Genomic DNA, 20,683 nt, shown 5'->3' with positions numbered 1-20,683 from the left:
AGTATTAAGAATATTGCTTGTCGTAGTATTTCTGATAATCTCCGGAAGTTACATTATCCAGCCATTCTTTGTTTTCCAAAAACCAGTCAATCGTTTTTGATAAGCCTTCTTCGAAAGTTACAGAGGGTTTCCAACCTAGATCTTTATTAAGTTTATTGGCATCTATTGCGTAACGTTTATCATGTCCTGGTCTGTCTTTAACGTAGGTGATTAGTTTTTCAGAATAACCTTCCGGTTTTCCTAATTTGGCGTCGAGTTGTTTAATTAATTCTTTCACCAAATCAATGTTCTGCCATTCGTTAAATCCTCCGATGTTGTACGTTTCTCCTGTTTTTGCCTCGTTGAAGATTTGATGAATTGCTCTTGCGTGATCGATTACAAATAACCAATCTCTTGTATATTTTCCATCACCATAGATAGGTAAATCTTTTTCATTAAGTATATTAGAAATACAAAGCGGAATTAGCTTTTCCGGAAAATGGTTTGGTCCGTAATTGTTTGAACAATTGGAAACTATAAAAGGCATACCATACGTATTTCCGTATGCTCTTACCAAATGGTCGGATGCGGCTTTACTTGCAGAATATGGCGATTGTGGATCGTAAGGAGTTGTTTCTAGAAAGAAGCCTGTTTCTCCCAAGCTTCCATAAACTTCATCTGTGGAAACGTGATAAAAGAGATTCGTTCTTTTTTCATTAGGAAATCTACCGTGTGTGTGTTCCGGATTTAAAGTCCAAAATTCTTTACAAAGATTAAGAAGATTGGCGGTTCCGTTTACATTGGTATTAATAAATGCCATTGGATCTGTAATACTTCGGTCTACATGGCTTTCTGCTGCCAAATGCACTATTGCATCGGGGTTGTATTTTTCAAATACTTTTCTTAGTTCTTCCGGTTTGGTAATATCTGCTTTTTCGAAAATGTAATTGGGTTCATTTTCAATATCTTTTAGATTTTCAAGATTACCCGCATATGTTAACGCATCCAGATTGATAATTTTGGTATCTGGATTATTCTTTACAAATTCTCTGACAACGTGAGAACCAATGAATCCTGCACCACCTGTAATGATTATATTTTTCATAATAAAAATGCAAATGCCTTTACAATTGTATTTTATTGTTATTGTTGAATTGTTTTTCTTCCGATAGATTTATAATAGAAGCCGTTTTGCTGTGGAAGCTCCAAAGGAAACATATTTCTACCGTCGAATATTGCCTTGTTGTTCATTTTTTTTGCCATAAGAGAGAAATTCGGATTTTTAAACTCGGGCCATTCTGTAGCAATGAATAAAGCATCTGCACCTTCAAGTGCGTCATACATCGTGTTGGCGTAAGATATTCTGTCACCTAAAAGTTTTTTTACATTCTCTTCAGCAATAAGGTCGTAAGCGACAATTTCTGCACCTTTTTCTAAAAGAATAGCAATATTATCCAAAGAAGAAGCTTCTCTAATGTCGTCTGTATTGGCTTTAAAAGCAAGTCCCCACATCGCAATTCTTTTCCCTTTTAAATTTCCTCCAAAATATTTTTCAATTTCAGAAGAAAGAATAACTTTTTGTGCAATGTTTACTTTTTCGGTTGCCTGTAATATTTCAAAATCGAAATTGTCGTCTTTGCCAGATTTTATTAAAGCTTTTACATCTTTAGGAAAACAGCTTCCTCCGTAACCAATGCCCGGAAACAAGAACCTGTGGCCAATTCTGTCGTCGCTTCCCATTCCCAATCTTACTTTGTCAACATCGGCTCCAACTTTTTCGCAATAATTGGCAATCTCGTTCATAAACGTGATTTTTACTGCCAGAAAAGAATTTGCGGCATATTTAGTAAGTTCGGAAGATTTCTCGTCCATGAAAATAATAGGAGTTCCTGTATTGGTAAATGGCTGATAAATTTTAGCCATTATTTCTTTTGCCTTTTCAGAGCTAGATCCTACAACCACTCTCGCAGGGTTCATAGAGTCTTCTACGGCAAATCCTTCGCGTAAAAATTCGGGATTCGAAACCACATCAAATGCTAAATTTGTTTTAGAAGAGATCATTTCTCTAACTTTATCTGCGGTTCCTACAGGAACAGTGCTTTTATTTACAACAACCTTGTATTCGGTCATCATTTCTCCAATATCATGTGCTACCTTCAACACATAAGAAAGATCGGCAGATCCGTCTTCTCCGGGTGGAGTAGGGAGTGCTAAGTAAATAACTTCGCTTTTATCTAAAGCTTCTTTTAAATCGGTGGTGAAAAACAATCTTTCAGACTGTATATTTCTGAGGAACATTTCTTCAAGATTCGGCTCATAGATGGGAACTATGCCGTTTTTCATTCCTTCAACTTTTTTTTCATCTATATCAACACAGTATACAGAATTTCCAAGTTCTGCAAGAGTGGTTCCTGTAACCAATCCTACATAGCCCGTTCCTACTATTGTAATATTCAAAATGTATGTTTTTAAAATTCGCAACAAAAATACTAAAATACTTTCAATCTATTTTAAATAGTATATCTAAAGCGAAAGATATGAACATAAATTTCCATAGTGTATTAATTTTATATGAACTAGGGGTATGTTGCGGTATTTTGCTGATTATGAATAGAGTTTGTGTATTTTGTAAAAATGTTTTATCTTTGCCGTAGATTTACGGAAAAAATGGAAAGGCTTCTACGAGAAAGCCTTTTTTCGTACTGGTAAATCAGCTATTTTAAAATATGGAGTTTAGAAAAAATATTGAAACATTATTAAATGATTTCCTGGAAACAAGAAAGGATTTGTTTCTTATTGATTTGAAGTTTTCTGCATCGGACGATATTACCGTAATTTTAGATGGAGATAATGGAGTTTCTGTGCAGGACTGTCTGGATGCAAGCCGTGCAATAGAGTTTAATATGGATAGGGAAGAGCATGATTTCAGTTTGCAGGTAATGTCTGCGGGACTAAGTGAGCCGCTTTCTATTCCTAGGCAGTATCAGAAAAATATTGGGCGAGAGATTGAAGTTCTTTTGAATGATTCTTCTGAAATTGAAGGAGAGCTTGCTAAGGTGGACGAAGAAAAAATTACCTTGATACTTCGTTACAGAAAACCTAAAGATATCGGCAAAGGCAAAGTAGATGTGGTGGAAGAAAAAGAAATCTCTTACACGGAGATTAAAAAGGCATTGGTAGTAATTAAATTTTAATAAAAGAAAAAAAGATAAATGGATAATATAGCGTTGATTGAATCCTTTGGTGATTTTAAAGACGAAAAAGGGATCAGTAAAATAGATTTAATGGCAATCATTGAAGATTCCCTTAAAACATTGCTTAGAAAAAGATACGATTCTGACGATCATTTTGATGTAATTGTAAATCCTGATAAAGGAGATTTTCAGATATTTTTAAATAAAACAATCGTTGAAGACGAAATGTCTGAAGATGATGATCTTGAAATTGAAATATCCGCAGCCAAAAAAATAGATCCTACTTTTGAAGTTGGGGAAGATTTTACCATGGAAATTCCGGTTGCACAGTTAGGAAGAAGAAATATTTTAACGCTGAAACAGATTTTAGCAACAAAATTGCAGGAGCATAATAATGCAATGTTGTATGAGCAGTTCAGAGACAGAATCGGCGAAATCGTTATTGGAGAAATTCACCACATCCGACACAAGCATGTAATTTTACTTGATGATGAAGGAAATGAATTTATTCTACCAAAAGAAAATCAGATTCCTTCAGATTTCTTCAAAAAAGGCGAAAATATCCGAGCAATTGTAGAAAGTGTAGATTTTAAAGGTTCTAAACCGCAGATTATTATCTCAAGAACAGCTCCGAAATTTTTGGAGAAATTATTAGAATTGGAGATTCCTGAAATTCAGGACGGAACAATTATTCTTAAGAAAGCAGTAAGAATTCCTGGTGAAAAAGCGAAAATTGCTGTAGATGCTTATGACGACAGAATAGATCCGGTAGGAGCGTGTGTCGGAGTAAAAGGATCAAGAATTCACGGTGTTGTAAGAGAATTGAGAAACGAAAATATAGATGTTATTCAGTGGTCTAAAAACCCTGAAATCATGGTGAAGAGAGCTTTAGGAAATGTTACCATCAATAAAATTGACATCAACGAGGATACTAATTATGCTTTAGTATATACTCCAGTTGAAGAGATTTCCAAAGTTATCGGTAAGCAGGGGCAAAACATCAGACTGGCTTCGTGGCTGTCTGGCTACGAAATTGATGTATACAGAGAAGCCAGTGAAGATGATGACGTAGACTTGAGAGAGTTTAATGATGATATCGAACAGTGGATTTTGGATGAATTTAATAAAGTAGGTCTTACTACGGCAAAATCGGTGTTGGATAAGGATACAGAAAGTTTGCTGAATATGGTAGATCTTGAAGAGGAAACCATTGAAGATGTAAAACGTATTCTGAGAGAAGAATTTGAAGATTAATATTTAGAAATAAATTTTAATAATAAGTAAAAAGAAACTTTAATTTTTAAGAATTAAAAAACAGTAAAAAATATAGATGCCAAAAATAAGATTAAATAAAGCGGTTAAGGAATTCAATATTTCGATGTCCAGATTGGTAGAGTTTTTACAGTCTAAAGGGTTCGAGGTTGAAACCAATCCTAACGCTCAATTAGAAGAAGCGGCATATTCTGCATTGGAAGCTGAGTTTGCCAAAGATGGCGAGCAACGTAAGGCTTCCCAAGAGGTGGTGATTTCTAAAGTTCCGGAAGAAAAACTGGAAATCGAAGAAAAGAAAACCCCTGAAGTAATAAGAGCTAAAGCTAATATAAAACCAGAAACCAGAATTTTAGGCAAAATAGATCTTGAGCCTAAAAAAACGGAAACGGTTGCGTCCGAGCCTACTCCTGCACCTGCACCACCAGTGGAGGAAAAGAAAGAAGAGGTAAAGGAAACCCCAAAAACTGAACCTGTTGCTGAAGTTAAGCCTGTTGTTGAAAAGCAGGAATTTAAGGTTTTAGATAAAATAGATTTGTCTCAAATCGAACGCAATAGAAACAGACCTGCAAAAAAGGAAAAGCCAAAAGCTGAAGAACCTAAAGCAGAGAAAAAAACGGAGGAACCAGTAAAAGAAACTCCTAAAGCACCTGAAAAACCAGTGCAAAAGACCGAGGAGCCTAAAGTAGAAACTCCTTCTGAAGAATCTCAGGAGCCTCAAAAAATAGAAACAGTTTACCAAAAACTGGATGGTCCTAAGATTGTTGGTGAAAAGATTGATTTAACACAGTTTGCACCAAAACCAAATTCGGGAGCTAAAAAGAAAAGAAAGAGAATAGAAAAGCCTGGAGGCACAAACCAAAATACCGGGAATAACCAACAAGGCGGAAATAATAACCAAGGAAACCGTCCTCAAGGTCAAGGCGGGCAAAATCGCCCTCAAGGACAAGGTGGTCAAAACCGTCCTCAAGGTCAAGGTGGAGGAAACCGCTTCGGGAATAATCAAGGGAATCGTCCTCAAGGACAAGGCGGGCAAAACCGTCCTCAAGGTCAAGGAGGAAACCGTTTTGGTAATAACAGACCTGGGCAAAGAAGTATGCCTGTTGAATTAACTGACGAACAAGTTAAAAATCAGATTAAGGAAACCCTTGAAAAATTAACCAACAAAGGAGGTAAATCTAAATCTTCTAAACATAGAAAAGATAAAAGAAGTTTCCGTAGAGAGCAGGACGAACGTCAGCAGGAAATTGATGCTGCAGACAGAACATTAAAAGTAACCGAATTCATCACCGTTGGTGAGTTGGCAAGTTTGATGAATGTTTCTCCTACCGAAGTAATTTCAGCTTGTTTCTCTCTTGGAGTTATGGTTACCATGAACCAAAGACTTGAAGCCGATACTTTATTATTAGTTGCAGATGAATTCGGATATAAAATTGAATTTTCTGATGCTGATTTAGAAGATACAGATTCAGAAGAAGATATCGATACAGAAGAAAGTTTGTTGCCAAGAGCACCTATTGTAACTGTAATGGGACACGTTGACCACGGTAAGACTTCATTGCTCGATTACATTAGAAAAACAAACGTAATTGCAGGAGAATCTGGAGGAATTACTCAGCATATCGGTGCTTATAATGTGAAGCTGGAAAATGGTCAGAGAATTACATTCTTAGATACTCCAGGTCACGAAGCTTTTACAGCAATGAGAGCGAGAGGAGCGCAGGTTACGGATATTGCAATTATCGTAATCGCTGCCGATGACGATGTGATGCCTCAAACCAAAGAAGCCATTTCTCACGCACAGGCGGCAGGGGTTCCAATGATTATCGCAATCAATAAAGTAGATAAGCCAAATGCAAATCCGGATAATATCCGTCAACAACTTTCCGGAATGAATATTCTGGTTGAAGAATGGGGCGGAAATGTTCAGGCACAGGAAATTTCCGCTAAATTTGGTAATAATGTAGATGTATTGCTGGAGAAAGTTTTATTACAGGCAGAAATGCTGGAATTAAAAGCTAATCCTGAACGTTCTGCTAATGGAGTAGTGATAGAAGCTTCCCTAGATAAAGGAAGAGGTTATGTTGCAACAATGTTGGTTCAGACAGGAACTTTAAGAGTTGGAGACTATGTTGTAGCGGGTAAAAACCACGGTAAAGTAAAAGCTTTACTGGACGAAAGAGGTAAAAACCTTGAAGAAGCAGGACCATCGATTCCGGCAACCATTTTAGGTTTAGACGGAGCCCCTACTGCTGGAGATAAATTCCGAGTTTATGCCGATGAAAGTGAAGGTAAAGCTATTGCTAACAAAAGAGAGCAGCTTCAGAGAGAATTGTCTATCAGAACCAAAAAACATACAACGCTTGAAGAATTAGGCAGACGTATTGCTTTAGGTGAATTTAAAGAATTGAACATTATCCTTAAAGGTGACGTAGATGGTTCGGTAGAAGCACTTTCTGATCAGTTGCAGAGACTTTCCACAGAGGAAATCAGCGTAAATATCCTTCACTCTGGAGTAGGACAGATTACAGAGTCTGATATCAACTTAGCAGCTGCATCGGATGCTATTATTATAGGATTTAACGTAAGAGCTGGAGCGAATGCAAAAGACCTTGCAGATCGTGAAGAAATTGAAATCAGAACATATTCTGTAATCTATAAAGCGATTGATGAGGTTAAAGAAGCAATGGAAGGAATGCTTTCACCTGAAATTCAGGAGCAGGTTATCGGTAATGTTGAAATCCGTGAAGTCTTCAAAATTTCTAAAGTTGGAACCATTGCAGGTTGTATGGTTCTTACCGGAAAAGTTACAAGAAACTCAAAAGTACGCTTACTAAGAGACGGTATCGTGAAATTCGACGGAGAACTTGAAAGTTTAAAACGTTTCAAAGACGATGTTAAAGAAGTAACGAAGGGCTACGAATGTGGATTGAACCTTAAAGGTTATAATGATATTGAACAAGGCGATATTCTTGAAGTTTACGAAGAAGTTGCTGTGAAAAAGAAATTGAAGTAATTTAATTTTGTTAATAAAGAATACCGCCCGCATCGAAGATGCGGGCGGTATTTTTATCACTTTAGAAAATATTTTTCCAATGGAAAAATAAAAACCGGACATTAAATCCGGTTTTTTTGTTATTTTTTTATTAATCCCAATTCGATTAATCTTTCATGTAAAAATTCTCCTGCGGTGGTATCTTCATACAATTTAGGATTGTTTTCATCTACGCAGTTTTCTAAAGCATTTAGAGACATTTCACTTACAGGATGCATAAAGAAAGGAATAGAGTATCTAGAAGTTCCCCACAATTCTCGTGGCGGATTTACCACTCTGTGGATGGTAGATTTCAGCTTGTTGTTGGTGTGTCTAGATAACATATCCCCAACATTAATCATTAATTCGTCTGGTTCTGCAATTGCATCAATCCATTCGCCTTTATGGTTTTGAACCTGAAGTCCTTTTCCTTGAGAACCCATTAAAAGAGTGATAAGGTTAATATCTCCATGAGCTGCAGCTCTTACTGCATCATCTGGTTCTTGGGTAATTGGCGGGTAATGAATAGGTCTTAGAATAGAATTTCCTTCCGCAATCTTATCATCAAAATAAAACTCATCAAGACCAAGATATAAAGCTAAAGCTCTCAAAACATATTTTCCTGTTTTTTCAAGCATTTGGTAAGTTTCTTTACCTACTTCGTTGAATTTTGGAAGCTCATCAACTATAACATTGTCTGGATATTCGCTTTTGTATTTGGAATCATCCGAAACATACTGTCCGAAATGCCAAAATTCTTTCAAATCTCCTTTTTTAAAGCCCTTTGCCGTTTCTTTTCCGAAACCAACATAGCCTCTTTGTCCTCCAATTCCGGGGATCTCGTACTTTTGTTTTGTTTCTGTTGGGAGTTCGAAGAAGTTTTTAACTTCTCCATAAAGGTTGTCTACGAGTTTTTCGTCTAGGAAATGTCCTTTTAAGGCAACAAAACCAATTTCTTCGTAAGCTTTTCCGATTTCATTTACAAATTTCTGTTTGCGTTCCGGGTTGTCCGAAAGGAAATCACGCAGGTCTACACTAGGTATTTTATCCATTTTATAGAAATTTTACGTGGTGCTAAAATACATCTTTTTTAAATTAATTCTTTTTATAATTAAGTATTTATGAAGTAAATTTGCCTTATGAAAAAATATTCTTCCAAGAGAAGTATTCAGGTGCTTGCCAATCTTCTGCAACAGTATAATATTCTAGACGTTGTTATTTCCCCGGGATCCAGAAATGCTCCTTTGGCAATTCATTTTTCTGAAATGGATGATTTTAACTGTTACAGTATTGTAGATGAAAGAAGTGCAGCTTTTGTAGCTCTTGGGATGGCGATGAGTGAGAAAAAACCCGTAGCAATTACTTGTACAAGCGGTTCTGCGGCAGCAAATTATTATCCAGCAATTACGGAAGCTTTTTATTCTAATATTCCTTTGCTTGTTTTAACGGCAGACAGACCAACAGATTATGTTGATTTGTTTGATGGGCAGACTATTCGCCAAAATCATCTTTTTCAGCAGCATTCTTATGGGGATTTTCAGCTTTTGGAAGATTCTAAAGACAATGCGGAAGATATTAATTCAGAAATTATAAAAAAAGCGATAGAACTGTGCTTCGAAAAGAAAGGTCCGGTTCATATTAATATTCCTTTAGAAGAACCTTTGTATGAATTGGTTTCGGAACTTCCTACTTTTCCGGTGGTAGAAAAAACGATTAAACAGAAAGAATACGAAGTTCCTTCCAGCCTTATTGCAGAATGGAATACCTCGCAGCGCATCATGATTTTAGTGGGAACAAAAGATTACAGTCCGGAACTGGAAAATTTGTTAACTCAATTAGTAAAAAACCATTCGGTGGTGGTTTTGTCGGAAGCCAATTCTAATCTTTATCATGAGAAATTCTTTAGACATATCGACCGTTATATCTTTGGCTTTACAGAACAGGATTTTAAGACTTATGCTCCGGATTTGTTGATTACAGTAGGACAAAATGTGGTTTCGAAAAAAGTTAAACAGTTTTTGAGAGCTGCAAAACCAAAACAGCATTGGCATTTGGACGAAATTTGGCAACCGGATACCTATTTCTGTTTAACCCATAAAATTGAAGTGAAACCCGAACTTTTCTTTTCGAAACTGTTGAATTTTATTACGCTCGAACCTCGTCCTTATTACAATCTCTGGGATGTTTTAAGAGATAAAAAAGATAAAAAACATCAGGATTTTCTTAATTTAATAGAGTTTTCAGATTTTTACTTTTTCTCGAGAGTTTCGGAGAGTATTCCTGAAAATTATAATATTCATTTCAGTAACAGTTCAGCGATTCGTTATGCTCAGCTGTTCGATTTCGGAAAAAGGAAAATTTATTGCAACAGAGGTACAAGTGGGATAGATGGTTCTTCTTCTACCGCAATGGGTTTTGCTATTAAAAACCAGAATCCTACCTTATTGGTTACCGGAGATTTGAGTTTCTTTTATGATATTAACGGGCTTTGGAACCAATATATTCCGCCATTTACAAGAATTATCATATTTAATAACGGGGAAGGAAATATTTTTAAAATTATTCCTGGACCGGGAAATGCCAATTCTAATACGGTTGACGAATTTATATCGACAAAACATCATAAAAATGCCGAGTTTTTAGCGAAACATTTTGGGTTTTCTTATGTGAGAGTGGAGGATGACGGTACACTAGATCGTGTTTTGGCTAACTTTTTTAAACCCGATACCCAGCCTAAAATATTAGAGGTAAATACACAGGGAAAAACCAATGCAGATACGCAGAAAGCTTATTTTAATTTCCTGAAAGAAATTTAGTTTTACAGCTGATTCAATTCTAAAAGAGGATCAATATATTCTCTGTCGTTGCTGAGTCTGGGAACCTTGTTTTGTCCGCCCAGTTTTCCTTTAGATTCTAGCCAGGAATAGAATAAATTGGGTTTTGCTACGTGTACAACCGGTTTTCTAAGGGTAATATTATTGTATCTTTTAGCTTCGTAATCGGAATTGATCGATTTTAAATGGCGGTCGAAAATATCGGTAAAATGTTCAAGATTTTCCGGTGCTTTGCTGAATTCGAAAATCCATTCGTGAGCACCGCTTTCATTTTCTTTCATAAAAATGGGAGCTCCTGTAAAATCGGTTACCGAAGAATCTGTTTCTTTACATGCTTTTGTAAGTGCAGATTCCACATTGGTAATCATGAGTTCCTCCCCAAAAGCATTAATATAATGCTTGGTTCTGCCTGTAATTTTTATTCTGAAAGGATCTAAAGACGTAAAAATTACCGTATCTCCAATTAAATATCGCCAAAGTCCGCCATTGGTGGTAATCACCATTGCGTAGTTTTTCCCTATTTCTACATCTTCCAGAGAAACAACTTTTGGATTGGAATGACTGAACTGATCCATCGGAATAAATTCATAGAAAATTCCATAATCAAGCATCAGAAGCATTTCGTCACTGTTCGATCGGTCCTGAATTCCAAAAAAGCCTTCAGAGGCATTATAAATTTCGTAATAATTAATATTTTTCCCGATAATCGGTTTGTACTGTTCTTTGTAGGGTTTGAAGCTAATTCCACCATGAAAAAATACTTCAAGATTGGGCCAAAGTTCAGATACACTTTTAACGTTGGTTTCCTTTAAAACTCTTTGTAAAAGCACCATCATCCAACTGGGAACACCTAAAATACTTCCAACATCCTCATTTTTTACTTCCGCAACAATAGCTTTCAGTTTGCTTTCCCATTCTCCCATTAAAGAAACTTTTTTACTCGGAGTGGTGGTAATTTCTACCCAAAACGGAAGATTGTCTATTAAGATTGCAGAGAGATCTCCAAATTTTGTATTGAAATCTGCATATAATTCTGAGCTTCCGCCTAAACGTAAATTTTTATTGGTAAAAAGCTGATTTTCTGGATGATTGTTTGCGTAGATGGAAACCATATCTTTCCCTGCTTTCAGATGACAGTATTCCAGACTTTCGGAAGAAATGGGGATGTATTTGCTTTTTGCATTGGTCGTTCCAGAAGATTTTGCAAAATGCTTAATATATCCGGGCCAGCTTACATCTTTTTGTCCCTGTCTTGCTTTTTCAATATAAGGCTCAATATCTTCGTAGCATACTACCGGAATTTTATTCTTAAAATCCTGATAGCTGGAAATGGAATTAAAACCATATTTCTTCCCATACTCCGTATCTTCTGCATGAAATAACTGAGAAAAAAGTATTCCTTTTTGGGTTTCCACAGGATACTTCATGAAATTCTGAATCTGATCTATCCTCTGACGAATAAACCAGTTAACCACGGTGTTAAAAAGTGCTTTGGTTGCCATTACGACAAATATAATAATAATTGAATTTCCCTACGCACGATTTCAACAAAAAACCGCTACAAAATTTGTAACGGTTTTATTTTTAGAGGTTTGATGGATTTTAGCAGTATTCGTCATACGCTGCCTGAAGATTGGCTGCGATTGCTCCTGCAGGATTTCCTTCAATGTGATGTCTTTCTAACATGTGAACCAATTCTCCGTCTTTGAAAAGTGCTACACATGGTGAACTTGGAGGGAATGGTGCTAAATGTTTTCTGGCTTCTGCTACAGCATCGGTATCATAACCAGCGAAAACAGTTGTTAAATGATCAGGTTTTTTATCTCCTGTTAAAGAATATACAACTCCTGGTCTTGCTGCTCCTGCTGCACAACCACATACAGAGTTAATTACTAAAAGAGTTGTTCCAGATTTTTTTAAAGCCTCTTCTACCTGTGAAGGTGTTGCCAAATCTTCAAAACCTTTATCTGTAAGTTCAGCCTTCATCGGCATTACTAAGTCTGTTGGATACATTTTTTATGAATTTATTTATTGCAAATTTACAAATTTTAGATGGTATATATTAATTTATAATAACTATCGGCACTGTTAGTAAAAATAATAAACGTGATAAATTCAGAAGGAATATTAATGTTATGGATACTTTCTTTTCATTTTTTCCCAATAAAAAACCCGAAAAAAAAATTCGGGTTTATAATATTCTTGAAAATTTATTTCTTTGGCAATCCTCTTTTTAAGGCATAATTGGCTCTTTCTACTGCTTTCTTCTCTTTCCAGTCCATGTATTTCTTTTTAAATCTTGCCTTCATGAAGTTATCAAGATTTCTCTGTATAGTAAGATTGTACAAAGATTTTGCTTTTACCGCCCAAGATTTATCCCAAGCTCTGAGTGAAATAGAAAAACTTCCGTCTAAATATTTCATCCAATGCCACCATCCTGTAGGCATAAATAGAGTATCACCATGCTCCAAGAAGCATTCTATGCCTTCAATTCCGTCTAAGGCAGGGAATTTTTTAAAATCAGGATTAGAAATATCAAAATCTTCCAATGCATACGTAGCGTACGGTAATTTGTAGAGTCTTTCTTTCCACTTATAGTCGAAAAGCAAAATATGTTTTCTTCCGTTGAAATGAGTGTGGAATATGTGTGCTAAATCTATATCGTAGTGCAGAAAAGTTACTGATCCTTTTCCTCCGAAGAACATAGACGGATATTTATCCAAAAATCCTCCCATAAGTTCTTTTGGAGAAATATAGTCATCTAAAAGTTTATTGGCTTTTTTAATAGGATCGAAGAAGAAAATTCTCAAATCGGTAGGCTCTCTTTGGATGAGGTCTATGTAATCTGCAAATTTCATTTCTGTAGTAGGAGCATTAATAGGAGCCGCAGGATCTGCTTTGGAGCTGTCGTATAAAGGAACAGTAACATCTCCTACAACTTCTTTCATGTACTCCATGGTCCACTTTTGGTAAGCCGGCCATTTTCTTGCCATATTTTTTATGACTACCGGTTTTCTCGGTTTTAGATACTTTTCAAAAAAATCTTCTTTCGAAATATCATCTACTATGTCAATAGGTTTTAAAATAACCCCCATTTCTTTTCAATTTTTTATGTTACAAAATTATTAAATAAATATTTACCGTTATTCGTTTAATATTTTTTTAATCTATGAAGATTATCATTATTTGAAATAAATAAAATTTAAAAATTTTATGTAATAGCAGCAGGCAAAGTATTTTTTTATAAATCTTGGTGTAAAATATTTAAAAAATCTTTTTTTGAAATCATTTTTGCCCCTAAACTTTCTAAATGTTCAGTGTGAGACTGGCAATCGATTAAGCTGAAATCGTTAATATGATTTTGAACAAAATGAATAAACCCCGCTTTTGAAGCGTTGCTCACTTTTGAAAACATGCTTTCTCCACAAAAAACATTTCCTACCTGCAAACCGTAGAGTCCGCCCACAAGTTGGTTTTCTAGCCATACTTCTACACTTTTAGCCAAACCGTAATGGTAAAGCTTAATGAATGCGTTCATTAAATCTTGTGAAAGCCATGTTCCGTCCTGTCCTTTTCTTCCAACGGTACCGCAATTATAAATAACCTCCTCAAAATTTTGATTTTCAGTAATTGTAAATGTTTTTCTGTCTAAAATTTTCTGCATAGATTTAGAAACTTTCAGCTCTTCTGGAAATAAAACAAATCTTGGATCTGGACACCACCAAAGTATTTCTTCATCGGGATTAAACCAAGGAAAAATACCATGTTGATAAGCAAACCAAATTCTTTCTACCGACAAATCTCCTCCGAAAGCTATAATACCTTCATGCCCGTCATACTGAAGCGGGTCTGGGAATGAAATTTCGTTTTTGTTTAATTTTACCATGGTAAAAAAAATCCTACTTTTCTGAAAAAGCAGGATTGTTATCTGATGTTTAAATATTAATTAGAAAGGCAAATCGTCATCGTCGTCATTTGCAAATGGGTTTTCATTAGAAACCGGTGCTGCAGAATGAGATGGTGTTGCTTGCGTAGGTTCGGCTGCGTTATCAAAAACTTTTTCAACTCTCCATCCTGTAATAGAATTAAAATATTTCGTTTCTCCTTGAGGAGATACCCATTCTCTACCTCTAATGTTAATTCCTACTTTTACATTTTCGCCTTCTTTTAAAGAATCCAACAAATTTATTTTATCCTGTAAAAATTCAATGTTAATTGGTTGTGGGTACTGTTCTTGTGTAAGAATAACCATTTCTTTTTTCTGAAACCCACTTGCAAATGTTTGAGTTTCAGATATTTTCTTTATCGTTCCTTGTAATTCCATATCGTAAATATTAACTCCGTAAAAGTAATAAAATGAAATTTAAAAATTATGATTTCGAACAAATTTTAGAAAAATTTATTTTTTTTTGAAATAATTCTTGCAAATACAAATAATTGCCCTATATTTGCACTCACAAAAACGAAAGAAGTTCTTTAAAATATTTCAGTAACAATGCGGATGTGGTGTAATTGGTAGCCACGCCAGACTTAGGATCTGGTGCCGTGAGGCGTGGGGGTTCGAGTCCCTTCATCCGCACACGTTTGCGAAAATAGCTCAGCTGGTAGAGCACAACCTTGCCAAGGTTGGGGTCGCGGGTTCGAATCCCGTTTTTCGCTCCACTCCATGCCCTGGTGGTGGAATTGGTAGACACGCAGGACTTAAAATCCTGTGTCCGCAAGGACGTACGGGTTCAAGTCCCGTCTGGGGTACATTAAAAGCCTGATAATCTAATGATTGTCAGGCTTTTTTGTTTTAATGATTGTTTTTCCAAATTGAAAAATGGTACCATAAAAACTGTAAAATGCAGCACACTTTTTGTTTATGCTAATTGTCCGAAGAAACGAATGATGCTTAACCATTACTTTAAATACTCTGTTTTAATTTTAATCCTCACATTTACAGGATTTTTACATGCACAAAATACATTGTCTGGCAGAATTGTCGACGAAAGAACCAGCAAGGAAATTTCAGGAGTTGAAATTTTCATTAATGATAATCCTACATCATTTCTTACCACTACAACGGGCAATTTTTTAATAAAATTAGATTCTACAGTTTATAAACTGCGTTTTTCTAAGAAAAATTTTGCTTTGCAAACCACCAATATAACTTCTGCGAATACAAATAATCTTCTCATTAAACTGTCACAGGAAAAAGTAAGTAATATTGATGAAGTTGTTATTAACAATAAAAAAACAAAATTCAAAAATAAAAAGGAGAATCCCGCATACAGAATTATGCAGGAAGTTTGGAAACGAAAACGCAACAATGGTTTAGAAAAATTCGATTCTTATACTTTTAAAGAATACGAGAAAATTCAGTTTGATGCCAATAATCTGGACAGCACTTTTATGAAGCGGAAGGTTTTCAATAAACTTGATTTTATTTTTGATTATGCAGATTCTACCGCTAATGGAAAAATGGCTTTGCCAATATTTCTGAACGAATCTATTTATGAGAATTTTGGCGAAAACAGACCGTCTAAACGAAATAAAAAATTGCTTGTTGCTCAGAAAACATCCGGTTTTCAGGATAACCAGGTAATTAGCATTACGGCGAAAAATCTTTATAGAGACATCAATATTTACGATAATACGCTGAATTATTTTGATATTGGCTTTCCGAGTCCGGTAGGAACAGATGGTTTTAGTACATACGATTACAATTTGATAGACACCGTTTCTGTAAGGGGAGAAAATGCGTATAAAATTCATTATCAGCCAAGAAGAACAGATGTATTGGCATTTCAAGGGTATTTGTATATTGATACAGATTCTTATGCAATTTTAGAAGCTACTTTAAAATCTACCAATAAAATCAATGTAAATTTCATTAATGCTATTTCTACCGAATTGGAATATGATAATCCTGATGAAGGAACTTTTCTTCCAAAAAAACTGGTTACAGAAATAGAAATGACTCCTTTTTCTAAGAAGAAATCTGCAAAAAGCATTTTGGCAAAAAGGTCTGTAGATTACTACGAATACAATTTTAATAAACCTTTGGCAGATTCTGTATTCACTAGGAGAAAAGTGGAATATGATGCCGATTTTGTAGATAAAGACGAAGCTTATTGGAGCCAGGCAAGACCAGATTCTTTGTCTAAAGAGGAAAAAGGAGTGTACGAAATGCTGAATAAATTACAGCAGACTCCAAAATTCAACAGAATTGTAAAAGTCTATGAAACATTAGCATCAAGATATTATAATGTGACGAAAGGAATAGATTTGGGACCTATAACATCTATTTATGGTAAAAATGAAGTGGAGGGCGACAGAATTAGATTGGGTGCTAGAACTTATTTCGGACAAAATGATCCTTGGAGAATTGAATTTTATAATGCTTACGGATTTAAGGATAAACAGTTTAAATATGGAGTTGAAGGAAGATACATGTTCAATAGGGTTAATCGTTTTATGATTGGAGCGGGTACCAAAAGAGATATTACTCAGCTTGGAGTTCAGCTTACTACAGAAGATGGTATATTATCCCGTTCATTTGCATCATCAACAGTTTTTGCCAGAGGAGAAAATGCGTCTTTAAGTTCCATTAATCAGACCAGTTTTTTTACGTCTATCGAACCATGGAAAAATTTTCAAGTGAGAATAGATGGAACTCTTCAAAGTATAAAGTCTGCCAATCCTTCTGGGTTCAATTTGATGTATTATCAAGATGGAAATCTCAGAAAAACAACCAATGATTCCAGAGTTACATTAAGTTTAATTGCAAGACCGGGTGCGAGATTTTCCCAAACAGGGGTAGATCGTTATGAACATGGTACTTTAGCACCCACGATTGTCTTAAAATATACGCGCGGAATAGAAGGATTGTTTAATGCGGATTTTAACTATAATAAACTGCAGTTTATGTTTTATAAGCCCATTATTTTGGGCAATTTAGGAAAAACGTTCTTGAACTTTGAAGCTGGAAAAACATTCGATACTGTTCCGTTAGCATTGCAGAATGTTATTCCGGGGAACCAGTCTTACGGAATTGTACACAATACATTCGCACAGTTAAATTACTACGAATTTGTTGCCGATACCTATACTACACTGCATGTTGAGCATCATTTCAATGGGAAAATTCTTTCTTATCTTCCGTTGATTAAAAAGCTGAAATTGAGAGAAGTGGCTTTTATTCGTGCTGCTTACGGATCGTTAAGCGATGCCTCGAAGAATATTAATGTTGAAGGTTTCAGATATTCTGCTCCCGATCAACAGATTTATTATGAATACGGATTCGGAATCGAAAATATAGGTTTTGGAAATATCAGAATTTTGAGAGTAGATTTCAACTGGAGAGGGAATTATCTCGACAGACCCGATGTTTCTAAATTTGGTATTAAAGCAGGTTTTCAATTTAATTTTTAGATAAATTACTTCAGATACAGAACAAAATTGTTTGGTAGAATTTGTTGGTTGTTTTAATTGTTTTTTTTGTGTTGATGAATTTTATGAATTGCTGATAATCAGTATGCTGTATTTTTTCAAAATTGTTTATTTTTAAGGTCTTAAATAAAAGTAAATGAGAAGGGAAATCAAAAATAAAGTTCCTCACTTTAATATACCTGAAAGTCAGCAGAAAATCTACTCGTTTGAAAAAGATGGACTAGAATTAAAATCTAAATACATTACCGAAGATGTAAAAGATAATACCATTGCTGATAGTTCTCCGGGGATTGCACCTTTCCTTCGAGGTCCTTATTCCACAATGTATGTTCAAAAACCTTGGACGATACGTCAGTACGCAGGGTTTTCCACAGCAGAAGAATCTAACGCTTTTTACAGAAGAAACTTAGCGGCGGGACAAAAAGGTCTTTCTGTAGCATTTGATTTGGCTACGCACAGAGGTTACGATTCAGACCATCCAAGAGTGGTGGGAGATGTTGGGAAAGCCGGTGTTGCTATAGATTCTGTGGAGGACATGAAAATCCTTTTTGACCAGATTCCTTTGGATGAAATTTCGGTTTCGATGACGATGAACGGTGCTGTGTTACCGATTTTATCTTTTTACATAGTAGCTGCAGAAGAGCAGGGAGTTTCTCAGGATAAGCTGTCCGGAACGATTCAGAATGATATTTTGAAGGAATTTATGGTGAGAAATACCTACATCTATCCACCAACGCCATCAATGAAAATCATTGCTGATATTTTTGAATATACTTCTAAAAATATTCCGAAATTCAATTCAATATCAATTTCGGGTTACCATATGCAGGAAGCGGGAGCTACACCGGTTCTCGAAATGGCTTACACATTAGCAGACGGTTTAGAATATGTAAGAACCGGTATTAAAGCAGGAATGAATGTTGATGATTTTGCCCCAAGATTATCTTTTTTCTGGGCAATTGGGATGAATCATTTTATGGAAATTGCCAAAATGCGTGCAGCACGTTATATCTGGGCAAATCTTCTTACCCAGTTTAATCCTCAAAACCAAAAATCTTTAGCATTAAGAACTCACTCACAAACTTCCGGGTGGTCTTTAACCGAGCAAGAACCTTTCAATAATATTACTAGAACAGCAATAGAAGCATTATCTTCAGCTTTAGGCGGAACACAGTCTTTGCATACCAACGCATTGGATGAGGCAATTGCTCTTCCAACAGATTATTCGGCGAAAATTGCAAGAAATACGCAAATTATTCTTCAGCAAGAATCGGGAATCTGCGATGTTGTAGATCCTATGGGCGGTAGTTATTTGGTGGAATCTCTCACGCAGCAAATGATTGATGAAGCAATGAAATACATCGATGAGGTAGAAAAAGAAGGGGGTATGACTAAAGCTATCGAAGCCGGAATTCCGAAAATGAGAATTGAAGAAGCTGCAGCAAGAAAACAGGCGAAAATAGACAGTGGTGAAGAGTTTATTATTGGAGTAAATTCTTTTAAATCCACATTAAAACAAACGCCTATTGAAATTTTAGACATCGACAATACTGAGGTTAGAAGAAAACAAATCGAAAGATTATTAAAAATTAAAAACGAAAGAGATTCTTCAAAAGTTGAGGAAATTCTCAATACAATTCGTGAAACCGCAAAATCCGGAAAAGGCAATCTTTTGGAACTTTGTATTGAAGCTGCCAGAAGAAGAGTAACACTAGGGGAAATGAGCGATGCCATGGAAGAAAGTTTCGGACGTTATAAAGCGAATATCAGAACAATATCAGGAGTTTATGCGATGAATGCAGGTAAAAACGAATATTTTGGTAAAGCCTTAGAGCTCACTCAGAAATTTGAGGAAGAAGAAGGAAGAAGACCCAGAATTATGGTTGCTAAAATGGGGCAGGACGGTCATGATCGGGGAGCCAAAGTGGTGGCTACAGCATTTGCAGATATGGGCTTTGATGTGGATGTTGCTCCGCTATTTCAGACGCCGGAAGAAGTGGCAAAACAGGCGGTAGAGAATGATATTCATATTTTGGGAGTTTCTTCGTTGGCGGCAGGACATAAAACATTGGTACCTCAGGTTGTAGAAGAACTGAAAAAACTGGGAGCTGATGATATTACTATCGTTGTAGGTGGAGTTATCCCGCAACAGGATTATGATTATTTATTCGCTAACGGTGCAGATTTTATCTTCGGGCCGGGAACCAATCTTCCTAAATGTGCTGTTGATATTTTGGAGCGTTTCTTAGATTAAAATACGATTAGAATTCTATAAATTGCACAGCTTTTGTAGTGTAAGTCATAATCAAAAAACAAAATATTATGGCTTATACAGTAATTTCATTATTTCCTCAAACTGTTAATTCAGAGGAAATCAGAACTAAACTAAATGATTTGGGTGTTAAAGATGAAGACATCATCATATCAAAATCAAATGTAACAGACGAAGATTCTGCAAACCATTACGAAGACGATGAAAAAACCAAAAGTTTTTGGGATCATCTTTTTGTAAATGATGATGAGCTTTTATACGCTTACAAAACTAAAAGTGTAGGTAATGTAAATATTGTTGTTTATGCAGATGACTACGAACAGGCTCAGAATGCTAAAAAACTTTTAAATGATAACGGAGCCATAGAAGTTTACAAAAAAAGAGAAGAAAACCAAGTGAAAGAAAGTGACACAGCAGGTCTTCCAGAAGATGTTTACAATGGTATTATTGCAAAAGCACGTCACAACGTTTATTTCTTAAATCCTAACAGGGTTTATACTCCCAACAGTAAAGGAATGGATAGGAGAATGGATGATTTAGGTTCTAAAGATTAAAATAAAAAAGTGCTGGTCTAAAATGACCGGCACTTTTCTTTGATAATTTACTGACTTTATATTTACTGTCCCTGCTGCAAAATTCCGCCGTTGCTGTCCCTTGGTTAGAATTT

The 20,683-nt window shown here is 35.6% G+C and carries 15 protein-coding genes and 3 tRNA genes; 10 read left to right on the top strand and 8 right to left on the bottom strand.

What is annotated here, in order from left to right; genetic code table 11:
* Window positions 1–4 precede the first annotated feature (4 nt).
* Both rfbB and MTP08_RS13220 read right to left on the bottom strand, forming a co-directional pair.
* Window positions 5–1,084, bottom strand: a complete 1,080-nt coding sequence (gene rfbB, locus MTP08_RS13225; RefSeq protein ID WP_243576337.1) for a dTDP-glucose 4,6-dehydratase — start codon at window positions 1,082–1,084, stop codon at window positions 5–7.
* Between the two features lie 38 nt (window positions 1,085–1,122).
* Window positions 1,123–2,436: a UDP-glucose dehydrogenase family protein gene (locus MTP08_RS13220; protein ID WP_243576336.1), complete on the bottom strand. Its 1,314-nt coding sequence runs from the start codon at window positions 2,434–2,436 to the stop codon at window positions 1,123–1,125.
* A gap of 269 nt (window positions 2,437–2,705) precedes the next feature.
* Between MTP08_RS13220 and rimP the strand changes: the two genes are divergently transcribed.
* The 3 genes from rimP (at window position 2,706) to infB (ending at window position 7,458) form a co-directional block, all read left to right on the top strand.
* A complete protein-coding gene (gene rimP / locus MTP08_RS13215; RefSeq protein WP_243576335.1) occupies window positions 2,706–3,173 on the top strand; it encodes a ribosome assembly cofactor RimP in 468 nt (155 codons plus the stop codon).
* An 18-nt stretch (window positions 3,174–3,191) separates the two neighbouring features.
* On the top strand, window positions 3,192–4,427 hold the full coding sequence (gene nusA, locus MTP08_RS13210) for a transcription termination factor NusA (RefSeq protein ID WP_209389504.1): 1,236 nt from the start codon (window positions 3,192–3,194) through the stop codon (window positions 4,425–4,427).
* Window positions 4,428–4,503: 76 nt separating this feature from the next.
* Window positions 4,504–7,458, top strand: a complete 2,955-nt coding sequence (gene infB, locus MTP08_RS13205) for a translation initiation factor IF-2 (RefSeq protein WP_243576334.1) — start codon at window positions 4,504–4,506, stop codon at window positions 7,456–7,458.
* Window positions 7,459–7,577: 119 nt separating this feature from the next.
* Here infB and MTP08_RS13200 read toward each other — a convergent pair whose 3' ends face one another.
* A complete protein-coding gene (locus MTP08_RS13200; protein WP_243576333.1) occupies window positions 7,578–8,528 on the bottom strand; it encodes an isopenicillin N synthase family dioxygenase in 951 nt (316 codons plus the stop codon).
* 87 nt (window positions 8,529–8,615) lie between these two features.
* Between MTP08_RS13200 and menD the strand changes: the two genes are divergently transcribed.
* Window positions 8,616–10,292: a 2-succinyl-5-enolpyruvyl-6-hydroxy-3-cyclohexene-1-carboxylic-acid synthase gene (gene menD, locus MTP08_RS13195; protein WP_243576332.1), complete on the top strand. Its 1,677-nt coding sequence runs from the start codon at window positions 8,616–8,618 to the stop codon at window positions 10,290–10,292.
* Window positions 10,293–10,294: 2 nt separating this feature from the next.
* Here the strand turns inward: menD and MTP08_RS13190 are convergent, their stop codons facing one another.
* The 5 genes from MTP08_RS13190 to MTP08_RS13170 form a co-directional block, all read right to left on the bottom strand.
* Window positions 10,295–11,812, bottom strand: coding sequence for a GH3 auxin-responsive promoter family protein (locus tag MTP08_RS13190; protein ID WP_243576331.1), 1,518 nt, complete (start codon window positions 11,810–11,812; stop codon window positions 10,295–10,297).
* A gap of 100 nt (window positions 11,813–11,912) precedes the next feature.
* Window positions 11,913–12,323, bottom strand: a complete 411-nt coding sequence (locus MTP08_RS13185; RefSeq protein ID WP_209388566.1) for a BrxA/BrxB family bacilliredoxin — start codon at window positions 12,321–12,323, stop codon at window positions 11,913–11,915.
* Window positions 12,324–12,520: 197 nt separating this feature from the next.
* Window positions 12,521–13,405 (bottom strand): cupin-like domain-containing protein, encoded by an 885-nt coding sequence (locus tag MTP08_RS13180; RefSeq protein ID WP_209388565.1) that lies wholly within the window; start codon window positions 13,403–13,405, stop codon window positions 12,521–12,523.
* Between the two features lie 146 nt (window positions 13,406–13,551).
* Window positions 13,552–14,196: a leucyl/phenylalanyl-tRNA--protein transferase gene (aat, locus tag MTP08_RS13175; RefSeq protein WP_243576330.1), complete on the bottom strand. Its 645-nt coding sequence runs from the start codon at window positions 14,194–14,196 to the stop codon at window positions 13,552–13,554.
* Between the two features lie 60 nt (window positions 14,197–14,256).
* Complete coding sequence (locus MTP08_RS13170; protein ID WP_243576329.1) at window positions 14,257–14,634, bottom strand: DUF3127 domain-containing protein; 378 nt, start codon at window positions 14,632–14,634, stop codon at window positions 14,257–14,259.
* A 173-nt stretch (window positions 14,635–14,807) separates the two neighbouring features.
* Between MTP08_RS13170 and MTP08_RS13165 the strand changes: the two genes are divergently transcribed.
* The 6 genes from MTP08_RS13165 to MTP08_RS13140 all read left to right on the top strand — a co-directional run bounded on the left by MTP08_RS13165 (window position 14,808) and on the right by MTP08_RS13140 (window position 20,570).
* A tRNA-Leu gene (locus tag MTP08_RS13165) sits at window positions 14,808–14,889 on the top strand.
* Window positions 14,890–14,896: 7 nt separating this feature from the next.
* Window positions 14,897–14,972 (top strand) — tRNA-Gly (locus tag MTP08_RS13160).
* Between the two features lie 6 nt (window positions 14,973–14,978).
* Window positions 14,979–15,062, top strand: a tRNA-Leu gene (locus tag MTP08_RS13155).
* Between the two features lie 63 nt (window positions 15,063–15,125).
* Window positions 15,126–17,726 carry a DUF5686 family protein gene (locus tag MTP08_RS13150; protein ID WP_243576328.1) on the top strand — a complete coding sequence of 867 codons (2,601 nt, stop codon included), beginning with the start codon at window positions 15,126–15,128 and terminating at the stop codon, window positions 17,724–17,726.
* 154 nt (window positions 17,727–17,880) lie between these two features.
* Window positions 17,881–19,998 (top strand): methylmalonyl-CoA mutase, encoded by a 2,118-nt coding sequence (gene scpA, locus MTP08_RS13145; RefSeq protein WP_243576327.1) that lies wholly within the window; start codon window positions 17,881–17,883, stop codon window positions 19,996–19,998.
* Window positions 19,999–20,066: 68 nt separating this feature from the next.
* Window positions 20,067–20,570 (top strand): hypothetical protein, encoded by a 504-nt coding sequence (locus tag MTP08_RS13140; RefSeq protein WP_243576326.1) that lies wholly within the window; start codon window positions 20,067–20,069, stop codon window positions 20,568–20,570.
* The last annotated feature ends 113 nt before the right edge of the window (window positions 20,571–20,683 follow it).

Source organism: Chryseobacterium oryzae (assembly GCF_022811665.1).
Taxonomy (GTDB): domain Bacteria; phylum Bacteroidota; class Bacteroidia; order Flavobacteriales; family Weeksellaceae; genus Chryseobacterium; species Chryseobacterium oryzae.
Note: the sequence above shows the minus strand (reverse complement) of the source record. Positions and strands in the feature narration are given on the sequence as shown.

Coding starts and splice junctions, on each gene's coding strand:
- nusA (WP_209389504.1), top strand. CDS start 3,192: ATGGATAATATAGCGTTGATTGAATCCTTTGGTGATTTTAAAGACGAA.
- menD (WP_243576332.1), top strand. CDS start 8,616: ATGAAAAAATATTCTTCCAAGAGAAGTATTCAGGTGCTTGCCAATCTT.
- MTP08_RS13200 (WP_243576333.1), bottom strand. CDS start 8,528: ATGGATAAAATACCTAGTGTAGACCTGCGTGATTTCCTTTCGGACAAC.
- rimP (WP_243576335.1), top strand. CDS start 2,706: ATGGAGTTTAGAAAAAATATTGAAACATTATTAAATGATTTCCTGGAA.
- MTP08_RS13180 (WP_209388565.1), bottom strand. CDS start 13,405: ATGGGGGTTATTTTAAAACCTATTGACATAGTAGATGATATTTCGAAA.
- MTP08_RS13170 (WP_243576329.1), bottom strand. CDS start 14,634: ATGGAATTACAAGGAACGATAAAGAAAATATCTGAAACTCAAACATTT.
- infB (WP_243576334.1), top strand. CDS start 4,504: ATGCCAAAAATAAGATTAAATAAAGCGGTTAAGGAATTCAATATTTCG.
- aat (WP_243576330.1), bottom strand. CDS start 14,196: ATGGTAAAATTAAACAAAAACGAAATTTCATTCCCAGACCCGCTTCAG.
- rfbB (WP_243576337.1), bottom strand. CDS start 1,084: ATGAAAAATATAATCATTACAGGTGGTGCAGGATTCATTGGTTCTCAC.
- MTP08_RS13190 (WP_243576331.1), bottom strand. CDS start 11,812: ATGGCAACCAAAGCACTTTTTAACACCGTGGTTAACTGGTTTATTCGT.
- MTP08_RS13140 (WP_243576326.1), top strand. CDS start 20,067: ATGGCTTATACAGTAATTTCATTATTTCCTCAAACTGTTAATTCAGAG.
- MTP08_RS13185 (WP_209388566.1), bottom strand. CDS start 12,323: ATGTATCCAACAGACTTAGTAATGCCGATGAAGGCTGAACTTACAGAT.
- scpA (WP_243576327.1), top strand. CDS start 17,881: ATGAGAAGGGAAATCAAAAATAAAGTTCCTCACTTTAATATACCTGAA.